This window comes from Agromyces larvae, from assembly GCF_022811705.1.
In the GTDB taxonomy this organism is placed as follows: domain Bacteria; phylum Actinomycetota; class Actinomycetes; order Actinomycetales; family Microbacteriaceae; genus Agromyces; species Agromyces larvae.
The window spans coordinates 3,550,492-3,576,713 of the sequence record NZ_CP094528.1 but is presented as its reverse complement, the minus strand read 5'-3'; the positions used below and the strand labels follow the sequence as shown (position 1 = coordinate 3,576,713).

General features: G+C 69.8%; 22 protein-coding genes and 2 tRNA genes. 4 read left to right on the top strand and 20 right to left on the bottom strand.

What is annotated here, in order from left to right; all coding sequences use genetic code 11:
• Positions 1–33: 33 nt before the first annotated feature.
• The 3 genes from MTO99_RS17055 to MTO99_RS17045 form a co-directional block, all read right to left on the bottom strand.
• On the bottom strand, positions 34–273 hold the full coding sequence (locus tag MTO99_RS17055; RefSeq protein ID WP_243555136.1) for a helix-turn-helix domain-containing protein: 240 nt from the start codon (positions 271–273) through the stop codon (positions 34–36).
• Between the two features lie 74 nt (positions 274–347).
• On the bottom strand, positions 348–1,574 hold the full coding sequence (locus MTO99_RS17050) for an IS256 family transposase (protein ID WP_243553753.1): 1,227 nt from the start codon (positions 1,572–1,574) through the stop codon (positions 348–350).
• Positions 1,575–1,646: 72 nt separating this feature from the next.
• Positions 1,647–2,039 carry a hypothetical protein gene (locus MTO99_RS17045; RefSeq protein ID WP_243555134.1) on the bottom strand — a complete coding sequence of 131 codons (393 nt, stop codon included), beginning with the start codon at positions 2,037–2,039 and terminating at the stop codon, positions 1,647–1,649.
• 566 nt (positions 2,040–2,605) lie between these two features.
• Here MTO99_RS17045 and MTO99_RS17040 point away from each other — a divergent pair.
• The 3 genes from MTO99_RS17040 to MTO99_RS17030 all read left to right on the top strand — a co-directional run bounded on the left by MTO99_RS17040 (position 2,606) and on the right by MTO99_RS17030 (position 6,990).
• Positions 2,606–3,756 (top strand): IS3 family transposase gene (locus tag MTO99_RS17040; protein WP_243555132.1). Its coding sequence is split into 2 segments (ribosomal slippage): positions 2,606–2,876 and positions 2,876–3,756, totalling 1,152 coding nucleotides; the frame shifts between segments, so codons are not numbered across the junction.
• Between the two features lie 63 nt (positions 3,757–3,819).
• The gene (locus tag MTO99_RS17035; protein WP_243555129.1) at positions 3,820–4,224 is read left to right on the top strand and encodes a hypothetical protein; all 405 of its coding nucleotides are present in this window, start codon (positions 3,820–3,822) and stop codon (positions 4,222–4,224) included.
• 252 nt (positions 4,225–4,476) lie between these two features.
• The gene (locus tag MTO99_RS17030) at positions 4,477–6,990 is read left to right on the top strand and encodes a transglycosylase domain-containing protein (protein WP_243555126.1); all 2,514 of its coding nucleotides are present in this window, start codon (positions 4,477–4,479) and stop codon (positions 6,988–6,990) included.
• 4 nt (positions 6,991–6,994) lie between these two features.
• Here MTO99_RS17030 and MTO99_RS19210 read toward each other — a convergent pair whose 3' ends face one another.
• The 7 genes from MTO99_RS19210 to MTO99_RS17005 all read right to left on the bottom strand — a co-directional run bounded on the left by MTO99_RS19210 (position 6,995) and on the right by MTO99_RS17005 (position 12,690).
• Positions 6,995–7,291 carry a PadR family transcriptional regulator gene (locus tag MTO99_RS19210; protein WP_354002492.1) on the bottom strand — a complete coding sequence of 99 codons (297 nt, stop codon included), beginning with the start codon at positions 7,289–7,291 and terminating at the stop codon, positions 6,995–6,997.
• 370 nt (positions 7,292–7,661) lie between these two features.
• Positions 7,662–8,888 (bottom strand): IS256 family transposase, encoded by a 1,227-nt coding sequence (locus MTO99_RS17025; RefSeq protein WP_243553941.1) that lies wholly within the window; start codon positions 8,886–8,888, stop codon positions 7,662–7,664.
• Positions 8,889–9,071: 183 nt separating this feature from the next.
• Complete coding sequence (locus MTO99_RS17020; RefSeq protein ID WP_354002538.1) at positions 9,072–10,868, bottom strand: AAA family ATPase; 1,797 nt, start codon at positions 10,866–10,868, stop codon at positions 9,072–9,074.
• Between the two features lie 234 nt (positions 10,869–11,102).
• Complete coding sequence (locus MTO99_RS19205) at positions 11,103–11,360, bottom strand: hypothetical protein (RefSeq protein WP_354002491.1); 258 nt, start codon at positions 11,358–11,360, stop codon at positions 11,103–11,105.
• Between the two features lie 727 nt (positions 11,361–12,087).
• The gene (locus MTO99_RS17015; RefSeq protein WP_243555123.1) at positions 12,088–12,324 is read right to left on the bottom strand and encodes a helix-turn-helix transcriptional regulator; all 237 of its coding nucleotides are present in this window, start codon (positions 12,322–12,324) and stop codon (positions 12,088–12,090) included.
• 172 nt (positions 12,325–12,496) lie between these two features.
• Positions 12,497–12,570: transfer RNA gene (locus MTO99_RS17010), tRNA-Met, on the bottom strand.
• Between the two features lie 48 nt (positions 12,571–12,618).
• A tRNA-Thr gene (locus MTO99_RS17005) sits at positions 12,619–12,690 on the bottom strand.
• A gap of 296 nt (positions 12,691–12,986) precedes the next feature.
• On the opposite strand from MTO99_RS17005, the gene MTO99_RS17000 reads away from it, so the two are divergent.
• Positions 12,987–15,278, top strand: coding sequence for a BTAD domain-containing putative transcriptional regulator (locus MTO99_RS17000; protein ID WP_243555119.1), 2,292 nt, complete (start codon positions 12,987–12,989; stop codon positions 15,276–15,278).
• Positions 15,279–15,369: 91 nt separating this feature from the next.
• Here MTO99_RS17000 and MTO99_RS16995 read toward each other — a convergent pair whose 3' ends face one another.
• Genes MTO99_RS16995 through MTO99_RS16950 form a run of 10 tightly spaced genes read right to left on the bottom strand, consistent with a single transcriptional unit; the run spans position 15,370 to position 26,222 of the window.
• On the bottom strand, positions 15,370–17,115 hold the full coding sequence (locus MTO99_RS16995; RefSeq protein ID WP_243555117.1) for a zinc ribbon domain-containing protein: 1,746 nt from the start codon (positions 17,113–17,115) through the stop codon (positions 15,370–15,372).
• Positions 17,112–17,714, bottom strand: a complete 603-nt coding sequence (locus tag MTO99_RS16990) for a phage tail protein (protein WP_243555115.1) — start codon at positions 17,712–17,714, stop codon at positions 17,112–17,114. Before MTO99_RS16990 ends, MTO99_RS16995 begins: the two co-directional genes overlap by 4 nt.
• Before the next feature lies 1 nt (position 17,715).
• A complete protein-coding gene (locus tag MTO99_RS16985; protein ID WP_243555112.1) occupies positions 17,716–19,665 on the bottom strand; it encodes a putative baseplate assembly protein in 1,950 nt (649 codons plus the stop codon).
• Complete coding sequence (locus MTO99_RS16980) at positions 19,662–20,135, bottom strand: GPW/gp25 family protein (protein ID WP_243555110.1); 474 nt, start codon at positions 20,133–20,135, stop codon at positions 19,662–19,664. The genes MTO99_RS16985 and MTO99_RS16980 overlap by 4 nt, the downstream gene beginning before the upstream one ends.
• A 16-nt stretch (positions 20,136–20,151) precedes the next feature.
• Entirely contained in the window at positions 20,152–21,969 is a 1,818-nt protein-coding gene (locus MTO99_RS16975; protein WP_243555107.1) for a VgrG-related protein, read from the bottom strand.
• Entirely contained in the window at positions 21,956–22,720 is a 765-nt protein-coding gene (locus MTO99_RS16970; RefSeq protein WP_243555106.1) for a CIS tube protein, read from the bottom strand. Before MTO99_RS16970 ends, MTO99_RS16975 begins: the two co-directional genes overlap by 14 nt.
• A gap of 14 nt (positions 22,721–22,734) precedes the next feature.
• Entirely contained in the window at positions 22,735–23,163 is a 429-nt protein-coding gene (locus tag MTO99_RS16965; protein WP_243555104.1) for a phage tail protein, read from the bottom strand.
• Positions 23,164–23,176: 13 nt separating this feature from the next.
• Positions 23,177–25,591, bottom strand: a complete 2,415-nt coding sequence (locus tag MTO99_RS16960; RefSeq protein ID WP_243555102.1) for a hypothetical protein — start codon at positions 25,589–25,591, stop codon at positions 23,177–23,179.
• The gene (locus MTO99_RS16955) at positions 25,591–25,749 is read right to left on the bottom strand and encodes a DUF6760 family protein (RefSeq protein WP_243555100.1); all 159 of its coding nucleotides are present in this window, start codon (positions 25,747–25,749) and stop codon (positions 25,591–25,593) included. Before MTO99_RS16955 ends, MTO99_RS16960 begins: the two co-directional genes overlap by 1 nt.
• On the bottom strand, positions 25,746–26,222 hold the full coding sequence (locus MTO99_RS16950) for a hypothetical protein (RefSeq protein ID WP_243555098.1): 477 nt from the start codon (positions 26,220–26,222) through the stop codon (positions 25,746–25,748). The genes MTO99_RS16955 and MTO99_RS16950 overlap by 4 nt, the downstream gene beginning before the upstream one ends.

The window sequence follows — 26,222 nt, the reverse complement described above, 5'->3', positions numbered from 1 at the left end:
TCAGAAGATATGGGTGAATTCACAAGAGCGGGACTACCCGCTCACTAGTCCGAGGTGGCGGGATTGCTTCTGGTCTTCGGCAAGCTGACCGAGCATCCGTGCGGAGTTGATCGCTTCGATTCTGGAGCGCGCACCCAAAGTGAGGAATGCGTCTGAGAGATGACGCTTCACGGTGCCAGAGGAAATGAAGAGTTCGGACGCGATCTCGGCGTTCGAAAGCCCCCTCGACGCGAGGGAGAGAACCTCCACCTGCCGGGCGGTCAGTCGCTGCATGGTTCGACGTGCTCGGGGTGGCGTCCCTCTGAGTGGTGGAGTTTCTCAACACCGGCGAGGTCAGCTGCTTCTGATTATGCCGCGATGAGTTCGGGGATGCTGTCCTCCTCTCCGGTGGTGTTCAGCAGGGCCATGGAGGCGTCGCTGAAGTAGCGGCGGTCGGCGCTGTCCCATTCGTCGTGCTGCTCGATCAGGACGTGCCCGGCGAGGCGCAGCAGCGCGGCAGGGTTGGGGAAGGTGCCGACGACGTCGGTGCGGCGCTTGATCTCCTTGTTCAGCCGTTCCAACGGGTTCGTGGACCAGATCTGCTGCCAGTGCGCGGCCGGGAACCCGGTGAACGCGAGGAGCTCATCGCGGGCATCCTCGAGCATCTCGGCGATGGCCGGATGGGAGCGTTCGAGCATGCGAACGACCTCCCCGAACTGTGCTTTGACGAGGCTGGCCTTGCCGCGCGGGACGAACACGGTGCGGATGATGGAGGCGACCATCGGGCCGGCGACCTTGGGGACCTTCGCCAGGACGTTGCGCATGAAGTGAACCCGGCAGCGCTGCCACGAGACGCCTTGGAACGCGACCTGGATGGCTTTGATCAGCCCGGAGTGGGCGTCGGAGATCACCAGGCGCACTCCGCCGAGACCGCGGGCCTTCAACGACCGGAAGAACGCCGTCCAGAACGGCTCGGACTCCGTATCGCCGACGTCGAAGCCGAGGACTTGCCGGGTGCCGTCGGAGGCGACGCCGATCGCCACGACGATCGCCTGCGAGACAACCTGACGACCGACACGGGCCTTGCAGTAGGTCGCATCGACGAACACATACGGGTAGTCCTGGGCGTCCAGCGGCCGTTCGCGGAACGCGGCGACGTCCTCGTCGAGGTCCTGGCAGATGCGAGACACCTCGGACTTGGAGATCCCCGAATCGGCGCCGAGCGCCTTGACGAGGTCGTCGACCTTCCGGGTCGAGACACCGTGGACGTAAGCCTCCATCACGACCGCGAACAGCGCCTGATCGACCCGGCGGCGCCGCTCCAGCAGCGACGGGAAGAACGACCCCTGTCGCAGCTTCGGGATCCGCAGATCCAGATCCCCGGCCGTGGTGGTCAGCGTCCGCGGACGCGACCCGTTACGGACCGCGACACGCCCCTCCGAGCGCTCGTAGGACGCGGCGCCGATGAACGCAGTCGCTTCCGCGTCGATCAGCTCCTGGTAGAGCTTCTGCGTCGCGAGCCGGATCCGGTCGCTGACATCGGTGGACTGCAGTTCCCCGAGGAGCTCGAGGAGGGCAGACTGGTCTAGAGCCATCGTGCGTTTGTGTCTTCCTGTGAGTGACTTTGATCGGTACTCACTGACCATCGCACGATGGCTCACCAGCGTCTACGACGCCGCGAGCCCTGCCGGAAACCCCACCACACCCGGGGACGCCACCCGTGCTCGGCGCGACGATGGATTGGTCCGGCTTGCGGTTGGCTCGGTGAGATCGAGCAGAGCCCGATGAATGACCTCCGCGCCCTGTTCCCGGTAAACGACCGCGGCACGATCGAGAGCCCGAACGGTCCTGCCGGCGATGGAGCCCCGTGCGCAATTGAACCCCAGCACGCCGGCGTCGACAGGCATAGATCGGCAGATCTCGCCGAGATCCACCACTTGATGCGAAGCCATGTCCAGATCGATTAGGAGCAGGTCAGGCGCCACCGCCGTTGTGAGTCGATGAGCATCCGCGAGCTCCGATGCCTGAGCGGTCACGACGATTTCGGTGCGAGTCGACACCACCATCATCACTGCCGTCCGGAGCAGTGCACGCGGTGATACGAGTACAGCCCGAGTTAGCGGACTCGTGGGGTCAGCTCCGACGGAATCCATGGATCTCCTCTGTGCGGTTGGTCTCCGAGTACAGACACGGGCTCGGTTGAAGGGACTATATCTTCCGATTATGCGTATGCATAGCCTCACTCTGTACCTGATGTAACAGTTCCCCCTACTTCCTGTTGGTGTGCCGTCGGCGGTCGATCCGCGGCGCAATCTCGCGGGACAGCGTTCTGCTACGCCACTAGTTGTCTCCCACCCGGACGCAAGGGACTGTTACCGCTGGCCCATCTTCGGCACCTCCACGAGCACTCAGGATGTGCCCAACTCGCCACATGCTGGCCGCCTAGTCCGCCTCCGAACCTGGCTGTGTCGCGCCGTTCATGCGACGGCGATGCACGTCACACATCTAGGAAACGGAAACAAGCAGATGAATCGAAGAATCGGTGGGCTGACCCCATTTCTTAGGTCCGGTGGTTCTGAGAGTCGTCCTGTTGCCCGTGGTTGCGGGCAGGGAGACTGGTCAGATCATGTCGAACAGCAGGAAGCGTCATACCCCGGAGCAGGTCGTTCGCAAGCTCGGTCAGGCCGACCGGATGCTCGCCGACGGCGCGGATGTCGCGGCGGTGTGCCGGGAGCTCGGGATCTCCGAGCAGACGTACTACCGGTGGCGTAACCAGTACGGCGGTCTGAAGGCCGACGACGCGAAGCGTCTGAAGGAGCTTGAGAAGCAGAACGCGACGCTCAAGCGGCTGCTCGCGGAGGCGGAGCTGGAGAAGGCCGCGCTCAAGGAGCTGGCTGAGGGAAACTTCTAAGCCCGGGCAGGCGCCGCGCCGCCGTCGCTCACCTGATCAGGACACTGCGGGTGAGCGAACGGATGGCGTGCCGCCTGGCCGGGCTCTCACGCTCCGCATACCGGCGCCCGCTCAAGGCCGACACGGTCGCGGACCCGGACCGGGCGTTGCGTGACTGGCTGCGCGCCTGGGCGAAGAAGCACCCGCGTTGCGGGTACCGGCGGGCGTATCACGACGCCCGCGCCGAGGGCTGGGTCGTGAACCACAAGAAGGTCCAACGCCTGTGGCGTGTCGAGGGCCTGCGGGTGCCGCAGCGGCGTCGACGCAAACGCGTCGGGTCCTCGACTGTCGAGGCACCTGCCGCGGATGCGCCGAACGTGGTGTGGGCGGTGGATTTCCAGTTCGATGCCGACGAGCAGGGCCGCCCGATCAAGATCTGCTCCATCGTCGATGAGCACACCCGGGAGTGCATCGGCGGCCTCACCGAACGGTCGATCACCGCCGACCGGCTCACCGCTCACCTCGAGGACCTCGTCGCCGTCCGCGGCGCCCCGGCCGTGCTCAGGTCGGACAACGGCCCGGAGTTCATCAGCGACGCAATGGCCGACTGGGCCGGCACCCGCACCGGCCTGTCCTACATCCCGCCGGGATCGCCGTGGCGCAACGGGTACGTCGAGTCGTTCAACAGCCGGCTCCGCGACGAGTGCCTGAACATCAACAGCTTCTACTCGCTGCTGCACGCGCAGGTCGTGATCGGCGACTGGAAGGACGAGTACAACCACCACCGCCGGCACTCCTCGCTCGGCTACCTACCGCCCGCCGAGTACGCTCGGCAGTGCACCCATCAAATCGAAACCGACGACTCACAGACCATCCGGACCGAATGAAGGGGGCGGCCCATCGGTCTGAGGGCGGCGGTTGCGGGAATCCTCGTCGTTGGATTCGGCCTGATGGGCGCCCAGTCAGCCTCGGCCGCAACCACCCAGGTCACGGCGCAGAGCTGGACCAGCTATTGCCAATCCGCAGTCTGGGGCGACACGTCAATCGAGAGCGCGCCGAGCACGGCGATGTGGTGCCGGATCCAGGGTGGCCCAGCGGCAGCGGGTGGGTACACGGGGCCGGTTGACGGTGTGATGGGGATCAACAGCTGGATGGGCATGCAGCAGTACCTCAAGCTGCACTGGCAGTACGAGGGTCCGGTCGACGGCGAGCCCGGCCCCTACACCTACGCGGCGATGCAGCGGATGGCACGCGCAACGAGTGGCAACCCTGCCGTGGACAACGGAGACATGGGCTCGCAGAACAGCTGGAACTACTTCAACTACGCAGTCAAGATCCAGTTCTTCGGCCTGTGAGTCGCGAAGGGTGCCCGCTGCCCGCGCAGCTGGCACCCTTCGGGCGTGACGAGTCGACTTCGCCGCCGCAGTCACTTGACGAAACAGCTTTCCAAAAGGAAGATATGGAGTCTAATCGGAATCTATCTTCCTAGAACGGGGCGATCTTACGTGAGCGAAAGTACAGCGTCGAGGGTACCCGGGATCACTCGTCGACAGGAGGTGCCCAGAACAGCCCGTTCGGTCTCGGTCTCGGTCTCCGTCCGGAGTGCGTTGGCAGGACTCGGCGGTCTCATCGGCTTCAGTGCGATCGCCGGCGTCCTCATCAGTGTTGCCGTAACCCCGGCGATTGCCGTCGGCGGAATGGCCTCCAACAGCGCGATCAGCATGTTCGAAAATCTGCCCGCCTACCTTGAGATTCCCGAACTGGCAGAGAAGACGAACATCTACGCGACCGGAAGTGACGGTTCAACTGTTCTTCTCGCTTCCTTCTTCGAGCAGGATCGGGAGCAGGTGTCTTGGGAGGATGTCTCGCAGTTCGCGAAGGACGCGGCAATCGCCGGAGAGGATCCGCGGTTCTACGAGCACGGCGGAGTCGACCTGCGTGGAACTGTGCGGGCTGCCCTACGAACATCGACGGGCGGGGACGTTCAGGGGGGTTCGTCGATATCGCAGCAGTACGTGAAGAATGTCCTTGTGCAGCGTGCTGTGTTGACAGCAGCATCTGATGCTGATCGGACAGCCGCGGTCGAAGCAGCGACCGAGACAACGCCCGCGCGAAAGCTGAAGGAAATGCGGCTCGCGATCGGGTTGGAGAAGCGATACTCGAAGGATCAGATCCTGCTCGGATATCTCAATATCGCCTTGTTCGGGGGACGGGTCTACGGAATCCAATCTGCAGCCAGGTACTACTTCAGCACCGACGCAAACGCCTTGACCCTTGAACAATCCGCGGCCCTACTGGCTATAGTCAACAACCCCGAGAAGTTCCGCCTCGATCGGCCCGACAGCGAGAGCAACGGCGCCGCGAACGGATACGCCGCCACCAAAGAACGGCGCGACTACATCCTCAGGGCAATGCTCGATGAACAGAAGATCTCAGTCGAGCAGTTTGATGCAGCAGTCGCGGCACCCATCGTCCCGGTCATCTCGCCGCCGAGCACGGGTTGCTCCACTGCTGGAGATTCCGCCTACTTCTGCGACTTCGTGTATTGGACGCTTCGGAACGACCCCGCGCTCGGCGCGACCGAAGAGGAGCGAGTCCGCCTCCTCGAGCGCGGCGGACTCGACGTGTACACCACCCTCGACCTCGATCTCCAAGCGGCGGCGGTACAGGCGCTTGAGGAGTACGTACCGAAGAGTGATCCTCGACTTGACCTCGGCGCAGTATCCGTTTCGGTGGAAGTCGGGACAGGTCGCGTTCTGCAGATGGCGCAGAACAAGGTGTTCTCGAACGACCCGGAAGTCCTCGAATCAGATCCGAAGTTCAGCGCCATCAACTACAACACGGACTCCGGTTACGGAGGCTCGAGCGGGTTTCAGCCAGGGTCAACGTACAAGGTCTTCACCCTTGGAGAGTGGCTCAACGAGGGACACTCGCTGAATGAGAACGTCGATGCTCGCCGGCGAGCGGACTGGGGTTCCTTCACAGATAGCTGCAACGGCCCCCAGTCCTATGGCACCAGCTTTACACCGAGGAACGATGAAGGTGGAAACGGCGGAATCTGGTCCGCGTACTTCAACACAGTGAACTCCGAGAACACCGGATTCATCGCAATGGCCAAGAAGCTGGACCTCTGCGGAGTGCGCCGAATGGCCGAGTCCTTCGGGGTGCATCGTGCCGATGGTGACCCGCTGGTGCAAAGCGCAGCGACGGTCCTCGGTACCAACGAAATCGCACCCCTCACCATGGCCAACGCGTTCGCCGGCATCGCGGCCGGTGGACTTGTCTGCGTCCCTGTCGTGATCGATCGCATTGTCGCTCACGACGGAATCGAGCTTCAACCGCCGTCGGCCCAGTGTCGGCAGAACGTCGACCCGACAATCACCTCCGGCATGGCTTACGCAATGCAAGGTGTGATGACCGAGGGAACTGGAGGCACATCCAACCGTCGCACGGATCCGCGTGTGCCAATGATCGGCAAGACCGGCACGACTGATAATGCTGAGGCGACCTGGATGAGCGGTGCGAGCACGCGCGTCGCAACAACCGTCGGAGTGTTCAACGCAAGCGGACATGTCAATCTTCGAGAAACCGCGCTCGGCGAGTACGCCGCGTCGGATATTCGACATCTCATCTGGCCGAGGATCATGTCGACCGCGAACCTGAAATACGGTGGCGGAGACTTTCCGCAGCCCGATCCTCGGCGATTGGAAGCTAGCAGAATCGCCGTGCCCGACGTACGCGGCGCGAGCATGGCGCAAGCGCTTACGGCGATTGAAGCAGCAGGGTTCTTCCCGTATGACGCGGGCGTTGAAGATTCGGATCTACCGGTTGGTCAGGTATCTCGTACCGACCCTGCCGGACAAGCACCGCTAGGCTCGCAGGTCGCCGTCTTTGCTTCGAGTGGAAATCTCACCGTTGTGCCGTCTGTCTCACGCGATCCCGAACGCGCGAAGGCAGAGACCGTGGCGGCAGGGCTCGTGCCCGAGTTCGCGAAGACGACCGTCACCGAGAGCGATGAGGTTGACCAAGTCGTGAGCACGGAACCCGCGGCGGGCACCGCAATTCGCCGCGGCGAGCGCGTGCGAATCTTCGTCGGAGAAGCCGAGGCGAAAGGGAACTGAAGCATCAATTACTCGATGAAGGCGCCCTACCTGAAATGGACTGCTCGTCCGATTGTTCCAACAAGCATTTGCCATTTTCTGTCAGTGAGTACACGCGCCGCCGCGGTCGACTGTCGGGCATGGATCCAGGGAGGCTCTCCCATCTCGACGACACGTAACCCGCAGCTTCATGTCTCGCGAGCGACTTGTAGATGCTGCCAGTCAAGGCGGCGACGGCAGAATCGCCCGCGATACGCTTCGCAAGTTGGTAGCCGTACGCTGGCCAGCCCTCCTGTTCCGTCGCCGCGATCGCAGCAAGCACGTCGATCTCGAGCCGAGTGAGTTCCCCTCTTCTCCTGCGCACGCGATTACCGCACTCGCCTAGGCGGAGACGCGAGGACCCACCAATCGAACAAATCCACAGAGGTATCCACGTTGCGACGGTACGGGTCAGTCTTCGTAGATCGCATGTGCCGGAGGTATCAGAGATGTCCTCACGAAGCCGAGTCGGCTCGCGCGCCTGTCATCCTCACGGGAATGTCGTCAGCCGTCAACATGGCGATTGCTTGAGGGTTGGGCGGGAGCTGGGTCGCACTACGGCCCTCTCAGTAACCGGAGGGCTGGGAGGACGATCGGTGGCGTCCCTCTGAGTGGTGGAGTTTCTCAACACCGGCGAGGTCAGCTGCTTCTGATTATGCCGCGATGAGTTCGGGGATGCTGTCCTCCTCTCCGGTGGTGTTCAGCAGGGCCATGGAGGCGTCGCTGAAGTAGCGGCGGTCGGCGCTGTCCCATTCGTCGTGCTGCTCGATCAGGACGTGCCCGGCGAGGCGCAGCAGCGCGGCAGGGTTGGGGAAGGTGCCGACGACGTCGGTGCGGCGCTTGATCTCCTTGTTCAGCCGTTCCAACGGGTTCGTGGACCAGATCTGCTGCCAGTGCGCGGCCGGGAACCCGGTGAACGCGAGGAGCTCATCGCGGGCATCCTCGAGCATCTCGGCGATGGCCGGATGGGAGCGTTCGAGCATGCGAACGACCTCCCCGAACTGTGCTTTGACGAGGCTGGCCTTGCCGCGCGGGACGAACACGGTGCGGATGATGGAGGCGACCATCGGGCCGGCGACCTTGGGGACCTTCGCCAGGACGTTGCGCATGAAGTGAACCCGGCAGCGCTGCCACGAGACGCCTTGGAACGCGACCTGGATGGCTTTGATCAGCCCGGAGTGGGCGTCGGAGATCACCAGGCGCACTCCGCCGAGACCGCGGGCCTTCAACGACCGGAAGAACGCCGTCCAGAACGGCTCGGACTCCGTATCGCCGACGTCGAAGCCGAGGACTTGCCGGGTGCCGTCTGCGGCGACGCCGATCGCCACGACGATCGCCTGCGAGACAACCTGACGACCGACACGGGCCTTGCAGTAGGTCGCATCGACGAACACATACGGGTAGTCCTGGGCGTCCAGCGGCCGTTCGCGGAACGCGGCGACGTCCTCGTCGAGGTCCTGGCAGATGCGAGACACCTCGGACTTGGAGATCCCCGAATCGGCGCCGAGCGCCTTGACGAGGTCGTCGACCTTCCGGGTCGAGACACCGTGGACGTAAGCCTCCATCACGACCGCGAACAGCGCCTGATCGACCCGGCGGCGCCGCTCCAGCAGCGACGGGAAGAACGACCCCTGTCGCAGCTTCGGGATCCGCAGATCCAGATCCCCGGCCGTGGTGGTCAGCGTCCGCGGACGCGACCCGTTACGGACCGCGACACGCCCCTCCGAGCGCTCGTAGGACGCGGCGCCGATGAACGCAGTCGCTTCCGCGTCGATCAGCTCCTGGTAGAGCTTCTGCGTCGCGAGCCGGATCCGGTCGCTGACATCGGTGGACTGCAGTTCCCCGAGGAGCTCGAGGAGGGCAGACTGGTCTAGAGCCATCGTGCGTTTGTGTCTTCCTGTGAGTGACTTTGATCGGTACTCACTGACCATCGCACGATGGCTCACCAGCGTCTACGACGCCGCGAGCCCTGCCGGAAACCCCACCACACCCGGGGACGCCACCGGACGATCGGCCTCGATGGCTCGGGGGCGTGGTCATATTCAGCCAGTCGTCTCGCCGCCTCAAGCGCAGCTCGTGCTCGGCTGGCGTCCAACTGTTGCGCGGTGCTCTGCGGCAACCCGCCCAAGGCGCGCTCGCCCGAGATGCCGTACCGGTCGCGGTAGGCCGTCACGGTCCGTGCACCGCGACGTCATGCTGCGCGGGCGGCCAAGCTCGGCGGTCCAGATCTCTTCTGCCGCGAGCGCTCGGTCAAGAACGGCTGCCGCTCGCGATTCCATCAGTTGGGCGCGCTCGGCGAGGGCTCGCCGGCTCGCCGCGTCCATCGATCCGCTCGCCTCGGGCAGCAATCCGGCGATGAGACGCGGCGCCGAGCGCGCGCGACCGGCTGCACTCCCCCGCACCACTGTCGACGTGACCCTCGCGCGCAGTACCGCCGCGACATCGTGTGCATCCTCGAATCCTCGCTGCGCCGCCACCCGGCCGAGGAGTCCCTCGACATCGAAGTGATGCGCCTCGGCTCGCCGAAGTTCAGCGGTCAGAGGACCGAAGGCGTCTGACGCGACGGCGTCGTCGGCTTGCGCCGGCGGGAGACCGCATGCGTGCACGGCGGCGACCCATCGATCGTGTTGTGCGGCTGCGGCGATGGTTTCGTACTCTGCGGCGAGTTGCGCGATCGACCCCGAGGCGTCCTGCTCGGCGGCGATCATCTCGTGCGCCGACAGCTCGGCGCCGACGTGCTGCAGGACTCCGAACAGGATGCTCTGCGCATCGGTCTCGACATCGCCCGGCTTCGGCCCGACGTGCGAGGGGTCGGGCCGGTCGACCGCGACGTACGCGGCATTCGAGTCCCCACCGCGGGTCATCGCGACGTAGAGGTTCTCACGAGTCATGCCCGGTGCGACCACGACGTGAGCAGTGTCGGTCGTGATCCCTTGCGCGCGATGCGAGGTCACGGCGTACCCGAGTTCGACGTGCTGTTGGACGTACTCGGGCGGGAGCAGGACGCTCCTCCCCCGTCTGTGGTCGGCGCGGCGGACCTCGAGCGCACCATTGCGGTGCACCCCATGGACGCGCCAGCGATCGCCGTTGCGCACCCACCCGTGCGCGGTCCGCAGTGTGCGCTCGTTGCGACGCGTGAGGATGGCGTCGCCGACCGCGGCGCGTGAGCCGTCATGGAGCTCGACCTCTCGGCCCGCATCGACGCGACCCTCGAGAATCAGGTCGGTGCGAGCGCGCAAGTTCAGCGCGGTAACGGCCTCGTTCGAGTCGCTGATCAGTACCGTGGCACGCCCTGCGAGCGCGTCCGCGCGCCATGCCAGATATGCGGCGTCCGCCATCGCATCGGTGGTCCCGCCCTCGATCCTGCCGTGCGCGACGTAGGTGTCGATCGCCTCCAGCGCGCCCCGACGCAGGTCGAGCGAGGCCGACTTCTCCCAGTCATGCGTGAAGCGGTGCACGTCGACGAGCTCCGCAGCATCCGCTCGATCGCGAACCAGCAGCGCGAAACCACCGCCCGCGTCGACCGACTGGAGCTGTGCGTGGTCGCCCACGAGCACGACTCTCGCGCCGGCTTCGGCGGCGAGCGCGGTCACGCGATCGAGTAACCGGGTGCTTGCCAGGGATGCCTCGTCGATGATCACGAGCTGGCCAGTGCGGAAGGTGTCGCCGTGAACGAGGTGGTTCTTCCACCACTTCGCGAGGTTCTCGGTAGCGATGCCGAGGTCATCGGCGAGCACCCGGGCGGCAGCAGCGGAGGGTGCGAGGCCGACGACTGAGCTCAGGCCGTGGGAGGTTTCCCAGGCCAGGCGGAGGGCGTTCATCGCGGTGGTCTTGCCCGTGCCCGCCGGGCCGATGAGCACGTCGAGGACTCGGCCTGACTCGAGAATGCCGGCGAGCGCAGTCCGCTGCCCGTCGGCGAGTGCGCTCGTGACCGGGCCGCGGCGCCCTCGGGCTGGCCCGTCGAGTGCGACCGCCGGGACGCGCGGACCGCTCCGGTCTGCTCCACGGGTGAGGAGGCGGGTTTCGGCGTCAAGGAGTTCGGTCGACGTGAACACGGCCGAGTACTTCGGACGGAACACCGACGTGCCGTCCACTCAGCGGAACGGGATCGGGATGGAGGCGAGTTCGGGTGGCGTGATCTGGAGTGACGCACGCTCGGCCGCGTCGACGACGAGGCCGACGACCGCCTCACGGTCCTCAGCCGACGCGAATCGCAGGTGCATGGTCTGACGGGATGCCTCGGCGGCGAGGTTCCAGTGCCGCCAGGTTGCACGCTTCTCATTCACAGCGTGCATCACCCGCTCGCCCAGCCGGTCGATCTCCTCGAGCGGGAGGTCCTCCGCATGCAACACGGGCGATGCGCTGCGAGACGTTGCGGCACGCACCCTGCCCGAGGCATCCGTACCGAGCACGCGCGTGGCTCGCGTCCGCCACTCCGCGGTGAGGTGAGCGAGCGAGCGCACCTCCTTTGCCGGCCGGGTCGAGAGCGTCGCTTGCGCGCGCAACTTCATGATGGTGACTCGGCCGGGACGCCGCCCGTGTGCGCCCGTGTACGCACCGTTCAGGCGGTCGGTCTCGACATCGATGTGGCACGACGATCTCCTGCCGCACCGCGAACGCCATGACCAGGCTGAGGATGGTGCGCGAGTGCTTCGCCCGTGCGTATGACTTGGCCCGTTGCAGCTTCAGGTATCGCTCGACCCGGCCAACGGTCACCTCACGGACGGTGAAGTTCTCGAAGACCGGCAGCACGAGACTGCGCAGCTCCCGCTCGTAGACCTCCTTCGTGCCGTCCGATCGATCGACATCGAGCCTGAGATCCTCGAGCCATGCTCCCGCAAGTTCGCTGAACGACGAGTCAGCCGTCAACGCGCCGGAGTAGCCCACCCCGCATGCGCGCCGCGAGATCGACCTTCAGCGCCGTCCGGGCGGCGTGAGCGCTCGAACCCGTCGCGGTGACCCGACGTGTCTGGCCGTCCCAGTCGCGGAATCGGCTCCACGCACGGAACCGGCCGGGCGCGACTTCCTTCGTCTTGATCTCTCCGAACGTTCCGATCGGCAGGCGTGGCCGCCCCGCCATCAGCGGTCACCGCCGACGACGGCCAGACTCAGCTCGGGTTCGTGAAGCCGCTCCAGCCAACGGAGGATGTCGGACACCCGGTACCGGATCTCCCGGCCGACATGGATACCGGCGGGGCCCCTACCGGCGGCGCGCAGGTCGTAGATCGCCTGCACGTGCACGCCGAGGTACTCGGCGAGCTCGCGGGTCGTGAGCACGGGCTCGAGGCCGAGCCCGGCGAGGCGTTCCGTGTCCATGACACTGAGGTGTCCCAGGTCATCCCAGAGGAACGGAACCGACCCGAGCACCTGCCTACCGAGAGGCCTCGAAACAGGGCCACGCACGAATAAGCGTTGAATAAACGTTGAACTCATCGAGTTCCCGCCCTTTCAAGAGGACAAGAAACCCTGGTCAACCGAGATTCTGCGGTAGCGAGGGCGGGACTCGAACCCGCGACACCACGATTATGAGCCGTGTGCTCTAACCACCTGAGCTACCCCGCCGCGTGACCCTCGCCAGCCGATCGTGAGACCGAGTCGTACGAGAACCAGAGCCCCGAGTCAGGATTGAACTGACGACCCCTTCCTTACCATGGAAGTGCTCTGCCACTGAGCTATCGGGGCGCGCTGCCGCTGACGGCAACCGTACGAGAATAACACCTCCGCGCGCGTGTTCCGAATCGAGCAATGCACGTGACGAGGGCGTCCGGCAGGTCGCCGCACCGGGCGCATCTCAGTGCTGGCACCGCACCCCCAATCCGGGGGATCCCTCGGGTGGGGGGCCGATTCGCGGCGTAACGTGGCCCGCGTTCCAGTCCATTCGCGCGGTCATTGGGGGATGACGCGTGAGCGCCGCAACTGTTGTCGTGCATGCCGGGCCATCGACGTCCGTGGGGGCGTCGAGTGCGCCGGAAAGCGACGTGCGGCGAGCGGACGCGGCATCCGCAACCGAACCGGATGCTTCGCCGACTCCCCGACCGCTGCGCCTCACCGAGGTGGCGGCGGAGTTCCGGATGCTGCGTGGCCGGCGCATCGACCTCGAGTCGGCGTCCCTCGTCGCCGAGGAGACCGCCGGTTGGCCCGACCTCGTGCACGTGGTCGCCACGTCGATCGACGCGGCCGACGACGAGTCGCTCGACGCCGAACTGCCGGACGCCCTCGCAGGCGATGTCGCCGCGCCGTGGTTCGAGGCGATGCTCGGCGAACTCGACGACGGCACCGTCCGCGCACTCGGCCGGTGCGCCGCGCTTCCGGCGGTCGACACCGGCCTCGCGACCGCGCTCGCGGGCCGACCGGATGCCTCGAGCCTCGCCTCGGCACTCGAAGCCGGCGCGGTGCCGCACCGGCAGACGACCGACGGCCGGCGCACGCTCGCGCCCATGCTGCGCCGCCACCTCCTGCGCCGGATGGGCGTCCCCGAGCGCGAGGAGATCGCGCGCGCGGCGGGCCGACGCCTGCTCGCCGAGGGCGCGGCCGACGACGCGGCGTGCGCACTCGCCGCCGGCGGCTGCTGGCACGACCTCGCCGACCTGCTCGCAACGGTCCCCGAATCGCGGACTCGTCCGGGCCGGTGGGTGTACGCCGCGCCGCCCCAGGTGGTGCGCACGATGCCGCCGATCGCGGCCGCGGCGGAGCAGGCGGAGGCCGACGGGCGGGCCGTGGCCGAGTCGAACGCAAGGGAGCCGACCGCGGCGGCGCCGATCGGGCATCGCGATGCGCCGCTGGCCGCCGCACTGCGTCGCCTGCGTCGCGGCGACGTCGTCGGCGCGGTGCCGTCGCTGCGACGCGCGGTGCGCTCGAGCCTCGCCGCTCGCGAACGCCTCACCGCGCGGCTCGCGCTGCTCGTCATCCGCGCACCGCTCGCTCGCCGCGAGGACCTGCTCGACGCGTGCTGCGTGCTCGAACGGGACGCCCTGGCCGACGGGCTGGGCGGGCTCGCGCGACTCGCGCGCGGCGCGATCGCGGCGCTGTGCGGTCCCGACGGGCAACGGCGGACGGCGACGCGCGACGTGATCGACCGGTTCGAACAGCACGGCGACGCGACCGGCGCAGCGATCGTCGAAGGGTTGGCCGTGCTGTCCGCGCTGCGCGCGGGCCGCGCCGAGGTCGGGCAGACGCTCGCCTTCGCCGAACAGTGCGAGCGGTCGATGCAGCGGGAACTCGCCGCATGGGCACGCGCCGCCTCGGCGATGGTCGGCGCGGCCAACGGCGACGACGGCCTCGATCGCCTGATGCACTCGGCCGAATCGGCGGCGATCGAGGCCGGCATCTCGGGGCCGCGGGCGTTCCTCGAGGCGGCGCTCGCGCTCTCGGGGGCTGCGGGATCGGCCGGGCACGTGGCATCCGCTCGTCGCATCGCCCTCGAGACCGGCCTGCCGCGGCTGCCGCTGCCCTCCGGCCTGCCGGCGTCCGCACGGCCCGAGCGCGTGAGCGCTCGGCCGGTCGGCACCGGGCTCGTGCACGTGCGCGATCGCACCCACGACATGGAGCATCCTCCCCTGCACCGCGTCACCGTGAGCTGCTTCGGCGGGTTCCGGTTGCGGATCGACGGAGCCGACGCCGACCTGCACTCGGTGCGCCCGCAGGCGCGCACCGTGCTGCGGATGCTCGCCCTGAACGCCGGCACTCCCGTGCACCGCGAGCTCATCGCCGATCTGCTCTGGGCCGATCTCGGGCGCGAGTCAGCGCTGCATGCGCTGCACGTGAGCGTTTCGAGCCTGCGCCGGCTCCTGTCGGGTGATCCGGGCGCGCCGGCCGGCGTCGTCGAACGCGAGGGCGAGGCGTACCGGCTCGGCCTCATCGACCGCGAGGCGTGCGACCTCTCGAGCTTCGACGACCACCTCACGCGCGCTGCCGACGCGAAGCGACGCGGCGACCTCGCTGCCGCGCGCGACGGGCTGATCGGCGCCCTCGACCTGTACCGCGGCGAGGTGCTTCCCGAGGACGGACCGGCCGAATGGGCGCTCGGCGCGCGCGAGCGGTACCGCCTCCGAGCTGCCGAAGCGGCCACCTCGCTCGCGCACCTGCACGCCCGGCTCGGCGACGGGCGGGCGGCGATCGCGATCGCGCGCCGGTCGGTCGAGATCGACCCCTGGATGGACGAGTCGTGGCGCACGCTCGTCGAGATGCACCACCGCGCCGGCGACGTCATCGCCGCCCGCCGCGCCGAGCAGGGCTACCGCCGGATGCGCACCGAACTCGGCGTCGAATAGCCGCACCGCGGCCCACCCGCGCACCCGATGAATGGAGTCACGTTGCGCGACCGAGCGCCGCCCGGGTGCGGCTCCATCACGCAGAGCTGCCTCAGCGGCCGTAGAACTCGACCTCGGCGAGCGCGACGTGCGTGGCATCCGTCGCGCCGTGCGCACCCTCGATCGTGAGGCGCACGGCGACGACATCGTCGATGCCCACCTCGAACCGTTGCGCGCCCGGCTCGTCGGCGACGGCGAGCACCTGCTCGTGCACCTGCCCGGCGGAGTCGGTGGCGCTCAGGCGCAGCGTCGCGGGTCGCGCCTCGGCGAGGAACGGCGCCTGCTCGCTCGACGCCCCGGGGAACACCTGCACCGCGACCAGGCGGAACGGCTCGGCGAACTGCGCGTCGAGGAACTCCCCCACGGCGGGCCCCGTCGGAGCGGGCGACCACGCCACGTCGCTGAACCCGTCGTGCGCCTGCGCGGCCGGCCGACCCTCGGCCTCGCTCGACGCGACGAGCGAGACGGGGTTCCGCGCCGTCGATTCGACGACGCGATCGGCGACGGTCTCCACGAATCCGGCGATCGGCCCGCGGGCGAACCACGCGCCGAGGCCGATGGCGGCGATGATGAGCAGGGCCACGATCCAGCCGATCCGGATGCGTCGCCGCTGCCGCGGCCGGGTGCCGGCAGCGGCCTGTCGCGATGCCGGCAGCGACCGGTCGGTCTCGGGTGCGAGCGGTGCCGCGCAGCGGCGGCAGAAGTGCCGGGTGGGCGCGTTGCCCGTCCCGCAACGCGGGCAGACCAGGTCGCCGGGCTTGGGGGCGTCGGCCGGGCGATGCGTCGTGGGGCGGTTCTTGAGCCGGCCGGGCACGGCGGTCGGCTTGCGCGGAGCCGGTGCGACCGGGCCCGGGCCGGCCGACTCGGGGGCGACGGGCTTCGACGTCGTCGGCATCTGCGGCGCCGGTCGTTGCGGTCGCTGCGCGGTCGGCTGCGGGGCGACGGGCTTCGTCGCCGCGATCGAAGGGGCGGCCGAGGCAGCTGTCGTCGGAGCCGGGATCGTCGGCGCCGCGGGCGGGCGGGCGGTCATCGACGAGGCGGATGTCGCGGCCGACGCCGCGACCGAGGCGCCTGTCGCGGCGGTCGCGGCGGTCGCGGCGGTCGCGGCGGCGCGCTTCGCGCGTCGCGGGTGCAGCCACGCGGATGCCTGCGCGGCCTCAGATGCGGCCTCGACGCCGACGCCGTGCGCGGGTTCGACCTCGGGGACCGGCGCGAGCCCGGCGATCGGATTCACCTCAGGCGCGCGCTCAGCAGTCGACTCGGGTGCGGGCCGAGCGGTCGACTCGGGTGCGGGCCGAGCGGTCGACTCGGGTGCGGGCTGCGAATCGGCCACCGGTTCGGGTTCGGGTTCGGGTTCTGGTTCTGGTTCTGGTTCTGGTTCTGGTTCTGGTTCTGGTTCGGGTTCTGGTTCGGGCTCAGGCTCAGGCTCAGGCTCAGGCTCAGGCTCAGGCTCAGGCTCAGGCTCAGGCTCAGGCTCAGGCTCAGGCTCGGGCTCAGGCTCAGGCTCGGGCTCGGGCTCGGGCTCGGGTTCGGGCTCGGGCTCGGGCTCGGGTTCGGGTTGGGGTTCAGGTTCGGGCTCGATCGCCGCGGGCACCGGCCCCGGCTCCGGGACATCCGGCTCCGGCTCCGGCTCCGGCTCCAGGACCGGCTCCGAGACATCCGGCTCCGAAACATCCGCCTCGTCGACGCCCGCCGCGCCGCGTTCCCACGCAAGGTAGGCGCCGCACTGCCCGCAGAAGTCGTCGCCGGGCTCGTTCTCGGCGCCGCACTCATCGCAGATCGGCTTGACCGTGCTCATGCCGCGCCTCCCGCCTCGACGACCTCGATCTCGCACCGCACGTGCGCAGGCATCACGCGCCGCGCGGCGCGTTCGAGTTTCTGGTGCAGCACCTGGGCGGGGTCGCGTTTCGCGGCCCCGCGCGAGTCGGCTCGACTCGCGGCGCCCTTGGGCATCCGCACGCGCACGCGCACCACCGCGCCGGGCGTACCGGGCAGCTCGCCGTGCGCCGTCGACGACCACGACGTGCCGCCCGTCTCGGTGAGTTCGACGGTCGCGTCGGGCCCGGCGATGAGCTGCATCGTCTCGAGCACGCCGCGCACGGTGCCGGCCATCCGGTGGAGGCCCGCGACCTCGGCGACGACGCGCCGCCGGTGCTCGACCGTCCACTCCTCGTCGAGCTCGACGTCGACCCACGACCCGAGCCAGTCGAGGAAATCGGCCGGCGTCGTGCCGGGCCGCACGTACCACTCCAGGTTGTCGAGCGTCGAGAACACCGGCGCGATCGCGGCGTCGAAGCCGAGCAGGAACCGCTGCAGGAACTCGTCGTCCTGCAGCACTGCCGGCAGCCGCGACCCGTACGGCGCCGGGTTCGCGAGATCCTTCACCAGTCCGCGCACGTCACACCCCCGCCGTCACGCGCACCCGGTGCTCGAACCCGAATACGAGGGCGTCGGGTTCGAGATCGATGCGTTGCACGGGTTCACCACGCTTGCCCGTGACGGGGTCGGCGGCGAACAGCAGCACCTCGTCGACGAGTTCGGTGCCGGGCAGCGACTGCAGCACCGCGTACACCTCGCCCGCGAGCACCGGCCGGCCGAACGGCCATCCGGTGCCGTCGGCGCCGCCGTGCGCGGCGTCGAAGTAGCGGTACAGCGCCTGCACCGCCTGCTGCCGCAGCGGTTCGACGGCGACGCGCGGGCGGGCGACGAGCTTCGCCACGATCGTGATGCCCTGGTACAGCGGCGGCTCGATCGCGACGCGAGCGCCGACCGTGCGGCGGGTCTCGAGGTCGTCGGCGATGAGGCGCAGCACCTCCTCCGACGGGATGAGGTCAGCGAACTCGACCCGACCGTCGTCGCCGAGCGCGGCCGACGGCACGACGAGCACGCGCACGCCCTGATCCGAACCGGAACCGGTCGCGGCGACCGCCCGAACCCGCGCGACGCCGGGCGCGGCGCGCTTGGCGAGCTGCTCGTAGTCCTCGAGGGTCACCGCCCGGTCGAGGGTGCGCAGCGACAGGGGCCCGCGGGCCTTCGCCTCCTCGACGGTCTCGCCGTCGACGCCGTCGTGGGCGGCCACCCGGTTCTCGGCGCCGCGCACGAACGGCACGGTGGTGCGCAGCACCGACAGGGCGCCGGGCGCCACGTTGCCGCGGGCGCCGCCGCCGACGCGGTACCGGCGAACGCGCAGCGGGGCGCCCTTCGCGGGCACCGCCCCGAATCCGCGCAGCGAGCCGTCGGCCTCGCGCACCGCCGGCGGGAACGTCACCATGCCCCGGGTGCGGTCGACCCGCACGACCCTCGCGTCGGGCGCCTGGTCGGCGAAGTCGTCGACCTCGATCCACTCCTCCCACCCAGGGCCGGCGCCGACCTCGACGGTGAACGGCGAGCCGTCGTCGATGACGGGTCGCACGGCGAGTGCGAACTCCTGCCCGGGCACCCCCTCGGACAGGCCGAGGATCTCGTCGTCCACCGTCTCCGCGTGGATCGCGGTGGTCACGCCGCCGACGGTCGCGGCTTCGGCGGCGCGCACGAGCGGCGAGGCGCTGTAGGTCGGCACATCGGCCTCTCGCTCCACCAGCCGGGTGCGCAGCCATCCGGCGCGCTCGTTCGCGAGGCTGGATGCCACGTGCCCGCGCGGCACGATGACCACGACGTCACCCGCCTTGTTGAGCCCGCCGGTCTCGTCGCTCACCACGTCGCAGGGGCTCCATCCGTCGCCCGTCCACGCCTCCCACACGATCGGCGGGTCGAGCGGGTCGACGCCGACGCCGCGCACCGCGCAGTCGAGCCGCAGCGAGATCGCGAGGCCGGGCGCGGGCTGGTCGAGGCCGAACAGCAGGGCGTCGCCGATCACGGGCGTCTTCTGGAATGCGTCGATCGTCTCGCCGCCGAGGCGGGGGTCGCGCACCCACGGGTCGCCGCCCTCGGGCTGGGTGCCGATGAGGGCGAGCGATCGCGGCGGGATCTCGAGGTCGGCGACGGTGGTGAACACGATCGGCTCGACCCGCTCGGTGCGCGGGGTGCCGACCTCGGCACGGGCGGGCACGGTCACCGACTCCTCGCGCGGCGCGGCGAGCCAGAACACGACGTCGACCGAGGCATCCGTCGGTGGGAACAGCGACACCCCGAGCAGGTCGAGGAACGCGAGGTAGAGCCGATCGGGCACCCGATTCAGGCGGTACAGCAGTTCGTCGGTCATGAACGCGAACGCCTCGATGAGGGTGACGCCCGGGTCGGACACGTTGTGGTCGCTCCACTCGGGGCAGCGCAGCGCGATGAGCCGCTTCGCGTCGTCGACGAGGTCCTGGAAGCGGCGGTCGTCGAGGTTCGGTGCGGGCAGGGTCATGATGCTCCTCCTGGCTGGTCGCCGAGCGCGCCCGGCGAGGACGACGGCGAGGATGACCCGGCCGACGAGTCCGCGGCCTCCTGCGGGATGACGTAGAACGGGAAGACGAGGTTGCGCGGGTCGTTCGTGCCGAGGATGGTGTAGCCCACGTCGATCAGCAGCACCCCGTCGTGCGCGGCCTCGAGCGACACCGAGACCCGGTCGAGTTCGATGCGCGGCTCCCAGAACCGCAGGGCGGCCCGCACCGCGGCGCCGATCGCCCCCGCGGTCGACGCGTCCGCCGGGGCGAACACGTAGTCGTGCACCGCGCAGCCGAACTCGGGCCGCATCGGCCGCTCGCCGGGCGCGGTCGCCAGGATGAGCCGGATGCTCTCCTCGATCTCGCGCTCGTCGCTGGTCAGCGCGATGCCGCCCGTCGCGTCGGCGTGCACCGGGAACGCCCAACCGCGCCCCACGAACTCACGTGCCATCCGTCGCCCTCCCGACTCAGTTGATGTTCACGATCGCGCCGCGCACGGTCGTGGGGCCCGACGCCGACAGCTCGGCCGACGCCTGCCCCTTCACGGCCACGCTCGCGCCCTGCAGTTCGGCGGTGCCGTTGCTCTTCATCGAGAGCGTCGCGCCCTCGATGGTGACGCCGCCCGTCGCCTTCACCTCGATCGACGAGGCGGACAGCTTCAGCGCGCCCTGGTCGGCCTTCACCGTCGCATCCTGCTTGGCGGTGACCGTGACCGGCCCCTCCGAGACGATCTCGATGCCCTTGTCCGACTGCAGCAGCGTCACGCGCTGCGCCCGCGAGTTCGTGGACACCTCGAGCTTCTCCTTGCCCGACTCCTCGCTGAAGACCACCTCCATGCCGGTGCGCGAGGTGAACGAGCGGCGGATGACCTCGCCGTTCTTCTGCACCGCCCCCCAGCCGTCGATGGGCGTGTCCTTGCCGTTGAACAGCCCGCCGACCACGTAGGGCCGATCGAAGCGGCCGCCCTCGAAGGCGACGAGCACCTCGTCGCCGACCTCGGGCAGCACGATCGCCCCACGGTCGCGGGCGGCGCCGACCTGCACCGTGCGCGCCCACCCGCTGACGTACTCGGCGGACAGGTAGGGGAAGGTGAGCTTCACCCGGCCCTGCGCGTCGGGATCGCGGATGTCGCTCACGAGCGCCGACACCACGCCCGGCATGCGGGCGCTCTCGCCCGCCGCCCAGCCGCCGTTCGCGACGCCGTACAGCGAACGGTCGCTGGCGTTGCTGACGACGAGCGTGGTCGTGTAGCCGACCTCGGGCGAGAACTCGTGCACCGCCTCGGTCGTCGTGTACCGGCCGTCGAACGGTGCGCCGAACCCCTTCAACGCCACCGCGGTGCCGCTGCGCAGTTTGGCGCTGCCGCGCACGGTCGCCTCGATCTCGGCGAAGCCGCCCGCGATCCGGTCGGCGACCGCCTTGGCGAGACGATCCTGGTTGGCGGCCTGCCCGTCGCCGTCGGGCGCCAGGTAGGTCGGCCCGCGGAACGTGCCGGCCACCTTCTCGGGGGTGACCGTGGGCAGCTCGACCACCGTCGTCTTCGCGGGCGCCGTCGACACGACGGCTTCCTTGCGCACCGGGTCCCACCCCCGCACCTCGACCTGCGGCACCTGACTCGCCGAGGTCACGGTCGCGCGCAGTGCGAGCGTGTTCATGCCGTGCTCGATCACCACGGGGTCGTCGCGCGCCGACTCGGCGCCCGCCGGCGCGTCGCCCGCCCGGGTCGGCGGCGCGAACACGAGACCCTGCTCGCCCACGGTGAACGTGCAGCCCGTGGCATCCGCGATGCGCTTCAGGAACACCCAATCGCTGATGTTGTCCTGCGTGACGTGCTTCAGCACGGCCGCGGGCGCCTCGATGCGCGAGACCGGCACCTGGGCGCGCTGCGCGACCTCGCGCACGATGTCGCCCGCCGACTTGTCGAGGTACGCCGCGACCCGGCGCCCTCGGAACAGTCGGTGCGACCGATCGAGGCCCCGCACCCGGGTGCGCAGCACGCCCGCGAGGTCTTCGCGATCGAGGGCGGTCACCTCGCCGTCGAGCAGCTTCGCAGGCGGCTGCGGCCCGTTCTCTGACACGGTGAGCACGACGGATGACCCGATCTTCACGCCGGCATCGGTGAGCACCGTGCCCGCCGGATCGGTGAACTCGAGCTCGAACGAGTCGGGCAGGTTCGCCGCGTCGGTGATGCGGCTCATGATGAGCGATGTCGCCACCGTGGCGGGCAGCGGCCGCCCGTCGATCGAGACGAGCAGCAGGCTGGTGTAGGTGTCAACGGACGACACGGGCCACCTCCGCCCTCGCTGTCGCGCGCCCGGCCGGGCCGGCGAGCTCGTCGCCCGACGGCAGGAACACGCTGCGCCCCGGTGCCAGTCGGATCGGATCGTCGATGCCGTTCACCTCGGCGACCTGCCGCCACAGGGCCGCGTTGCCGTACTCGCGGTAGGCGATGCCGGCGAGCGTGTCGCCCTCGCGCACCACGTGCAGCCGGCGCGGCTTGAGGCCGCCCGAGGTGGGGTTCTGCTTGCCGGCCTCCTCGGCGATCTCCTCCAGCGCGACCGTGCACACCGCGCGCAGCGGCGTGCCGGTCGGCGAGAACACGGTGTACTTCGCCGACACCGACTTGATGTATCCGACGAATCCGGCGAGCACGCCCCAGCTGAATCGCACCCAGGGCGGCGAGGGAGTGTCGCCGCGCTGCGAATCCTTCGTCGGCGCGCACGCCTGGAACAGCTTCTCGACGCGGGTGACGACGCTGTCGCCGCTGCCGCCCCGGGTGTCGTCGAGGAACAGCTCGACCGACAGCTTCTGCGGGTCGGGCCCCTGGTAGGTGGCGGGCGGCGCCGAGGACGCCTTCTTCTGCTTCTCGACCTTCCAGCTCGCCGACTTCGACATCGTGAGCTCTTTCGGGTTCATCTGGAACTTGATCTCGCCGATCTTCGGCCCGGGCACACCGGGCGTCTTGCCGGGTTCGAGCAGTTCGAGCGACGCGTGGGTGAGGCTCGCGCTCGAGGTGTCGGTCTTGGTGACGGGCATGGCTCGCTCCTCCCCTATTCGCCGCTGATGCCGTGGTGGGCGAGTTCGAGGGTCTCGGTGAGCACCTTCGGCTGGTCGGGGGTGAGCGAGGGGCCGCTCCATCGCACGGGGACGACCTCCGACAGCTTCCACGCGGCGATCTTGTCGCCGAACGTGTTCTTCGCCTCGATCACGGCTGTGCTCGGCGTGATGCCGGGCGCGTTCGAGATCCACGCGAGGATCGGCTGCGAGGTGCCGGCTCCGACCGGTCGCGACAGCTTCACGTTCGGGAACTTCAGCCGGGTGGGCAGCTGCCAGACGAAGCTGTTGTTGCCGCCCTCTTCGCGGGTCTCCATGACGACCTCGACGCCGAGGCCGTCGCAGCTGGAGAACTCGCCGAGCTGCTCGCCGTCGATCTTCACGACGTACCTGACGCCGACGGCGATCTTCGTGTCCTCGATCATCGCGCCTCCCCTCCTAGATTCCGTCGATGCGGATGCCGCGTCGTTCCCGATCGAGCAGCAGCTCGGCCTTCAGGCGTCGCACGAGCGGGCCGTACAGCCGGGCGGCGAGGGTCTCGATCGCGGCCGGGTCGGATGCGGCCGGCAGCCCGGGCGCGGCGGTGGTCTCGCCGGCGGCGTCTTCGGATGCTTCGGCGGTCGGTGGGGTCGCCTGCGCGCGCTGCACGACGGGCGACGAGACGGATGCCTCGAGCTCGCCCTGCACGGACGCCGACGCGTCGACGACGAGTGCGGAGTCCGCGGTCGTGGTCGCCGAGGCGGCCGGGGCCGCCGCGACGGGCATGGGCCGGGCCGGTCCCGGGCGGGGGGCGGGGATGATCAGGCGCTGCACGCTCTCGGGTCGGCCCAGCGCTCGGGTGCCGGATCGGCCGGGGGTGGTCGATGCACCGGGGCCGGTCGATGCGCCCGCGGTGGTCGATGCGCCGGGGCCGGAGGGCGCGGCCGGTCCGGCGGCGGCGAACCCGGCAGGGGCGGTCGTCCGCTGAGCGACGGCGCGCGGTGCGGCGTAGGCCCCCGGCGACGTGCCGCCGGTCCGGGATGCGATGCTCATCGCGCTCGCGCCGAGGTCGGCGCCGGCCCCGGTGCCGACGCCCGTCCACGCCTCGGAGGCGGGCGGAGCATCCGTCGGCACCGACGGCACCGACGGCACCGCGGTGGCGACCTCGTCGTTCGGGGCGTCGTCCGCGCCGATCGCCGTCGCGGTGCGGGCGAATTGCGGCGCACGGTCGTCGCCGTGCGAGGCCGAGCCGGGGCGGAACACCCGCTGCACCCACGCCGAGAAGCCACCGCGCACCCCGCCACCTTCCGTCGGGGTCGCTCGGTGCCGCTCGCCGCCGCCGGGAGCGGCACCGAGCGACCCCGACGGGAGGGGGGCGTGCGGGGTCGACGTGCTGCCGGGCGTCGTCCGCTGGAGCGGAGCCGAAGGTGCAGGGATCCCGGCCTCGGCGGACGACGAACCTGTCTGGGTCGCCTGTCGCCGCTCGGTGCCGCGACGAGCGGAAACGAGCGACCCCGACAGGAGGGGTGCGCTCGCGCCGGGCGCGAGCACGACCGCCGGAACCACTCGCTGCACGGCGGCAGGGCCGGGGCCGGCGACGAGCGCGGGCTCGATCCGTCGCTGCGAGAGCAGCGGTGCCGAAGCGGTCACGGGCGGCGGGAATTCGGCGCCGGGGGTCTCGGCGCCGGGGGTCTCGGCGAGCGCGGGCTCGATGCCGTGCGCCTCCACGGCGGCGGACTCGACCGATCGCTGCACGAGCGGCAGCTCCCCGTGCGACGGGGTGGACGCGGCTGCCTCCGACACCGCCCGCGGGTCGGCGGCGTCGTCGTGCTCGGCGGACACCGCGGGCATCGCCGGCTCCGCGGGGGCGGTCGGTTCCGAACCCGGCGGTGCGGGGGTCTCGTGCTCCGCACCAGCAGGCGATGCACTCGGCGGCATCGCCGCGGCGGCGGCCCGCTGCACCGGCACGACCGGCTGCGGTCGCCGCGTGCCCGGCGGCAGCGGGGCTCCGAGCCCGAGCCGGCGCGGCTCGGCCGACGGCGGCACGCTGCGCTGCAGCGGCGACGGTGCACCCGGGCCCGGGCTCGGGGACGAGGCCGGCGCCGAGGACGCCAAGGTCGGGGCGTCGGTCGTCGGGGCGTCGATCCTCGGGGCGTCGATCCTCGGCGTGATCGACGGTGCCGACGGGGGCTCCGCGATCTCGGAGGAGGGGTCGGCCTCGAACGCGTCCGCCGACACCGCGTCGTCCGTCTGTCCCGCGCGCGTGTTCGCGACGACCGGCATCGAGGGCGGCGGGTGGCCGCCCGCCGCCGAGGCCGCCGGAACGGCAGGCGCATCCGGGGCGGCGGGCGGATCAGGAGCAGCGGGTGCCTCCGGAACGGCCGGAGCGGCCGAAGCGGCCGGCACCGCATCGGCGACCGGCGGCGCATCGGGCGTGGGCTCCTCGCCGGCGAACGGCTCGGAAGCTGCGGACGACGCCGGCTCCGAGGCATCCGCCGCCTGCCGTTGCACCGCCGGCCGCCGGGCCGGAACGCGCGGATACGGCGCGCGCAGCGTGAGGTCCGCCGCGATCGCCCGCTGCACCGGCGCACCGAGCGCCGCCGGCGTCTCGGCGACGGTGCCCGCCGGGGCCGAGGCATCCACCAGGTGCGTGAGCTCGGCCACGCTGCCCGACAGCGAGCGGGTCGGCAGCCGATCGATCCATCCCGAGCGCAGCGTCGCCGGCGGGGCATCCGATATCCGACGCTGCAGCGGCGGCAGGAACGCCCACCCGGCCGGAGAGTACCCGCCCGGCGCGGGCGCCGGCGCCGCAGCGGAGGCGGGCGTCGACGGCGAATCGGCCGTCGGCGCCCGACGCTCCCAAGGCCAGCGCATCAGCGCTCCTCGGAGAGCCTGGTGTTGATCGCGGCGATCTCGTGCACGTACCGCAGACGCTGCGCGTGCTCCATGTCGAGGATCTCGTCCAGCGACCAGTGGAAGTGGTAGGCGACGTACGCGACCTCCTCATGGATGCGGTCGGCCGGGTACGTCATGATTCCCCCAGGCGCCCACCCGCGAGGTCGGCGGTGAACCGGTGCGAGCACTCGGGGCACGTCACCGCGATGCGGGTGTGCCCCTCGGCGTTCACCCGCCGGTAGAAGTCCTGCAGGAACGCCACGTCGCTCGCGAACATGTTCTCGATCACCGAGGCATCCACCGAGCCGAGCGTGCCGAGCGAGGTGATGACCCGCCCGAGCAGCACGACCGTGGTGTACGCGGGATTCTCCTGCACGCGCGCGTCGTAGAGCGGCAGCAGCTCGTCGCGAGCCGTCGCGAGACGCATCACGCCGCGCCGGTGCACGGTGCCGTCGGCGCCGACGAATCCCCGGGGCAGCTCGAAGGCGAACTCGGTGCGCATCACCCCGTCGTCGACCGAGGAGGACGAGGACGACGGGGTGGACGCGCCCGACGCGTCCGCGGCTTCCGTCGCCTCGACACTCGGCCTGGTCGCGATGACGCGTTGCAC

Excerpts from the sequence above, each read along its gene's own strand:
- MTO99_RS16985 (WP_243555112.1), bottom strand. The coding sequence starts at position 19,665 with ATGACCCTGCCCGCACCGAACCTCGACGACCGCCGCTTCCAGGACCTC.
- MTO99_RS16955 (WP_243555100.1), bottom strand. The coding sequence starts at position 25,749 with ATGACGTACCCGGCCGACCGCATCCATGAGGAGGTCGCGTACGTCGCC.
- MTO99_RS16965 (WP_243555104.1), bottom strand. The coding sequence starts at position 23,163 with ATGATCGAGGACACGAAGATCGCCGTCGGCGTCAGGTACGTCGTGAAG.
- MTO99_RS16960 (WP_243555102.1), bottom strand. The coding sequence starts at position 25,591 with ATGCGCTGGCCTTGGGAGCGTCGGGCGCCGACGGCCGATTCGCCGTCG.
- MTO99_RS16995 (WP_243555117.1), bottom strand. The coding sequence starts at position 17,115 with ATGAGCACGGTCAAGCCGATCTGCGATGAGTGCGGCGCCGAGAACGAG.
- MTO99_RS16970 (WP_243555106.1), bottom strand. The coding sequence starts at position 22,720 with ATGCCCGTCACCAAGACCGACACCTCGAGCGCGAGCCTCACCCACGCG.
- MTO99_RS17050 (WP_243553753.1), bottom strand. The coding sequence starts at position 1,574 with ATGGCTCTAGACCAGTCTGCCCTCCTCGAGCTCCTCGGGGAACTGCAG.
- MTO99_RS17055 (WP_243555136.1), bottom strand. The coding sequence starts at position 273 with ATGCAGCGACTGACCGCCCGGCAGGTGGAGGTTCTCTCCCTCGCGTCG.
- MTO99_RS17025 (WP_243553941.1), bottom strand. The coding sequence starts at position 8,888 with ATGGCTCTAGACCAGTCTGCCCTCCTCGAGCTCCTCGGGGAACTGCAG.
- MTO99_RS17035 (WP_243555129.1), top strand. The coding sequence starts at position 3,820 with ATGGGCGCCCAGTCAGCCTCGGCCGCAACCACCCAGGTCACGGCGCAG.
- MTO99_RS16980 (WP_243555110.1), bottom strand. The coding sequence starts at position 20,135 with ATGGCACGTGAGTTCGTGGGGCGCGGTTGGGCGTTCCCGGTGCACGCC.
- MTO99_RS17015 (WP_243555123.1), bottom strand. The coding sequence starts at position 12,324 with ATGGACACGGAACGCCTCGCCGGGCTCGGCCTCGAGCCCGTGCTCACG.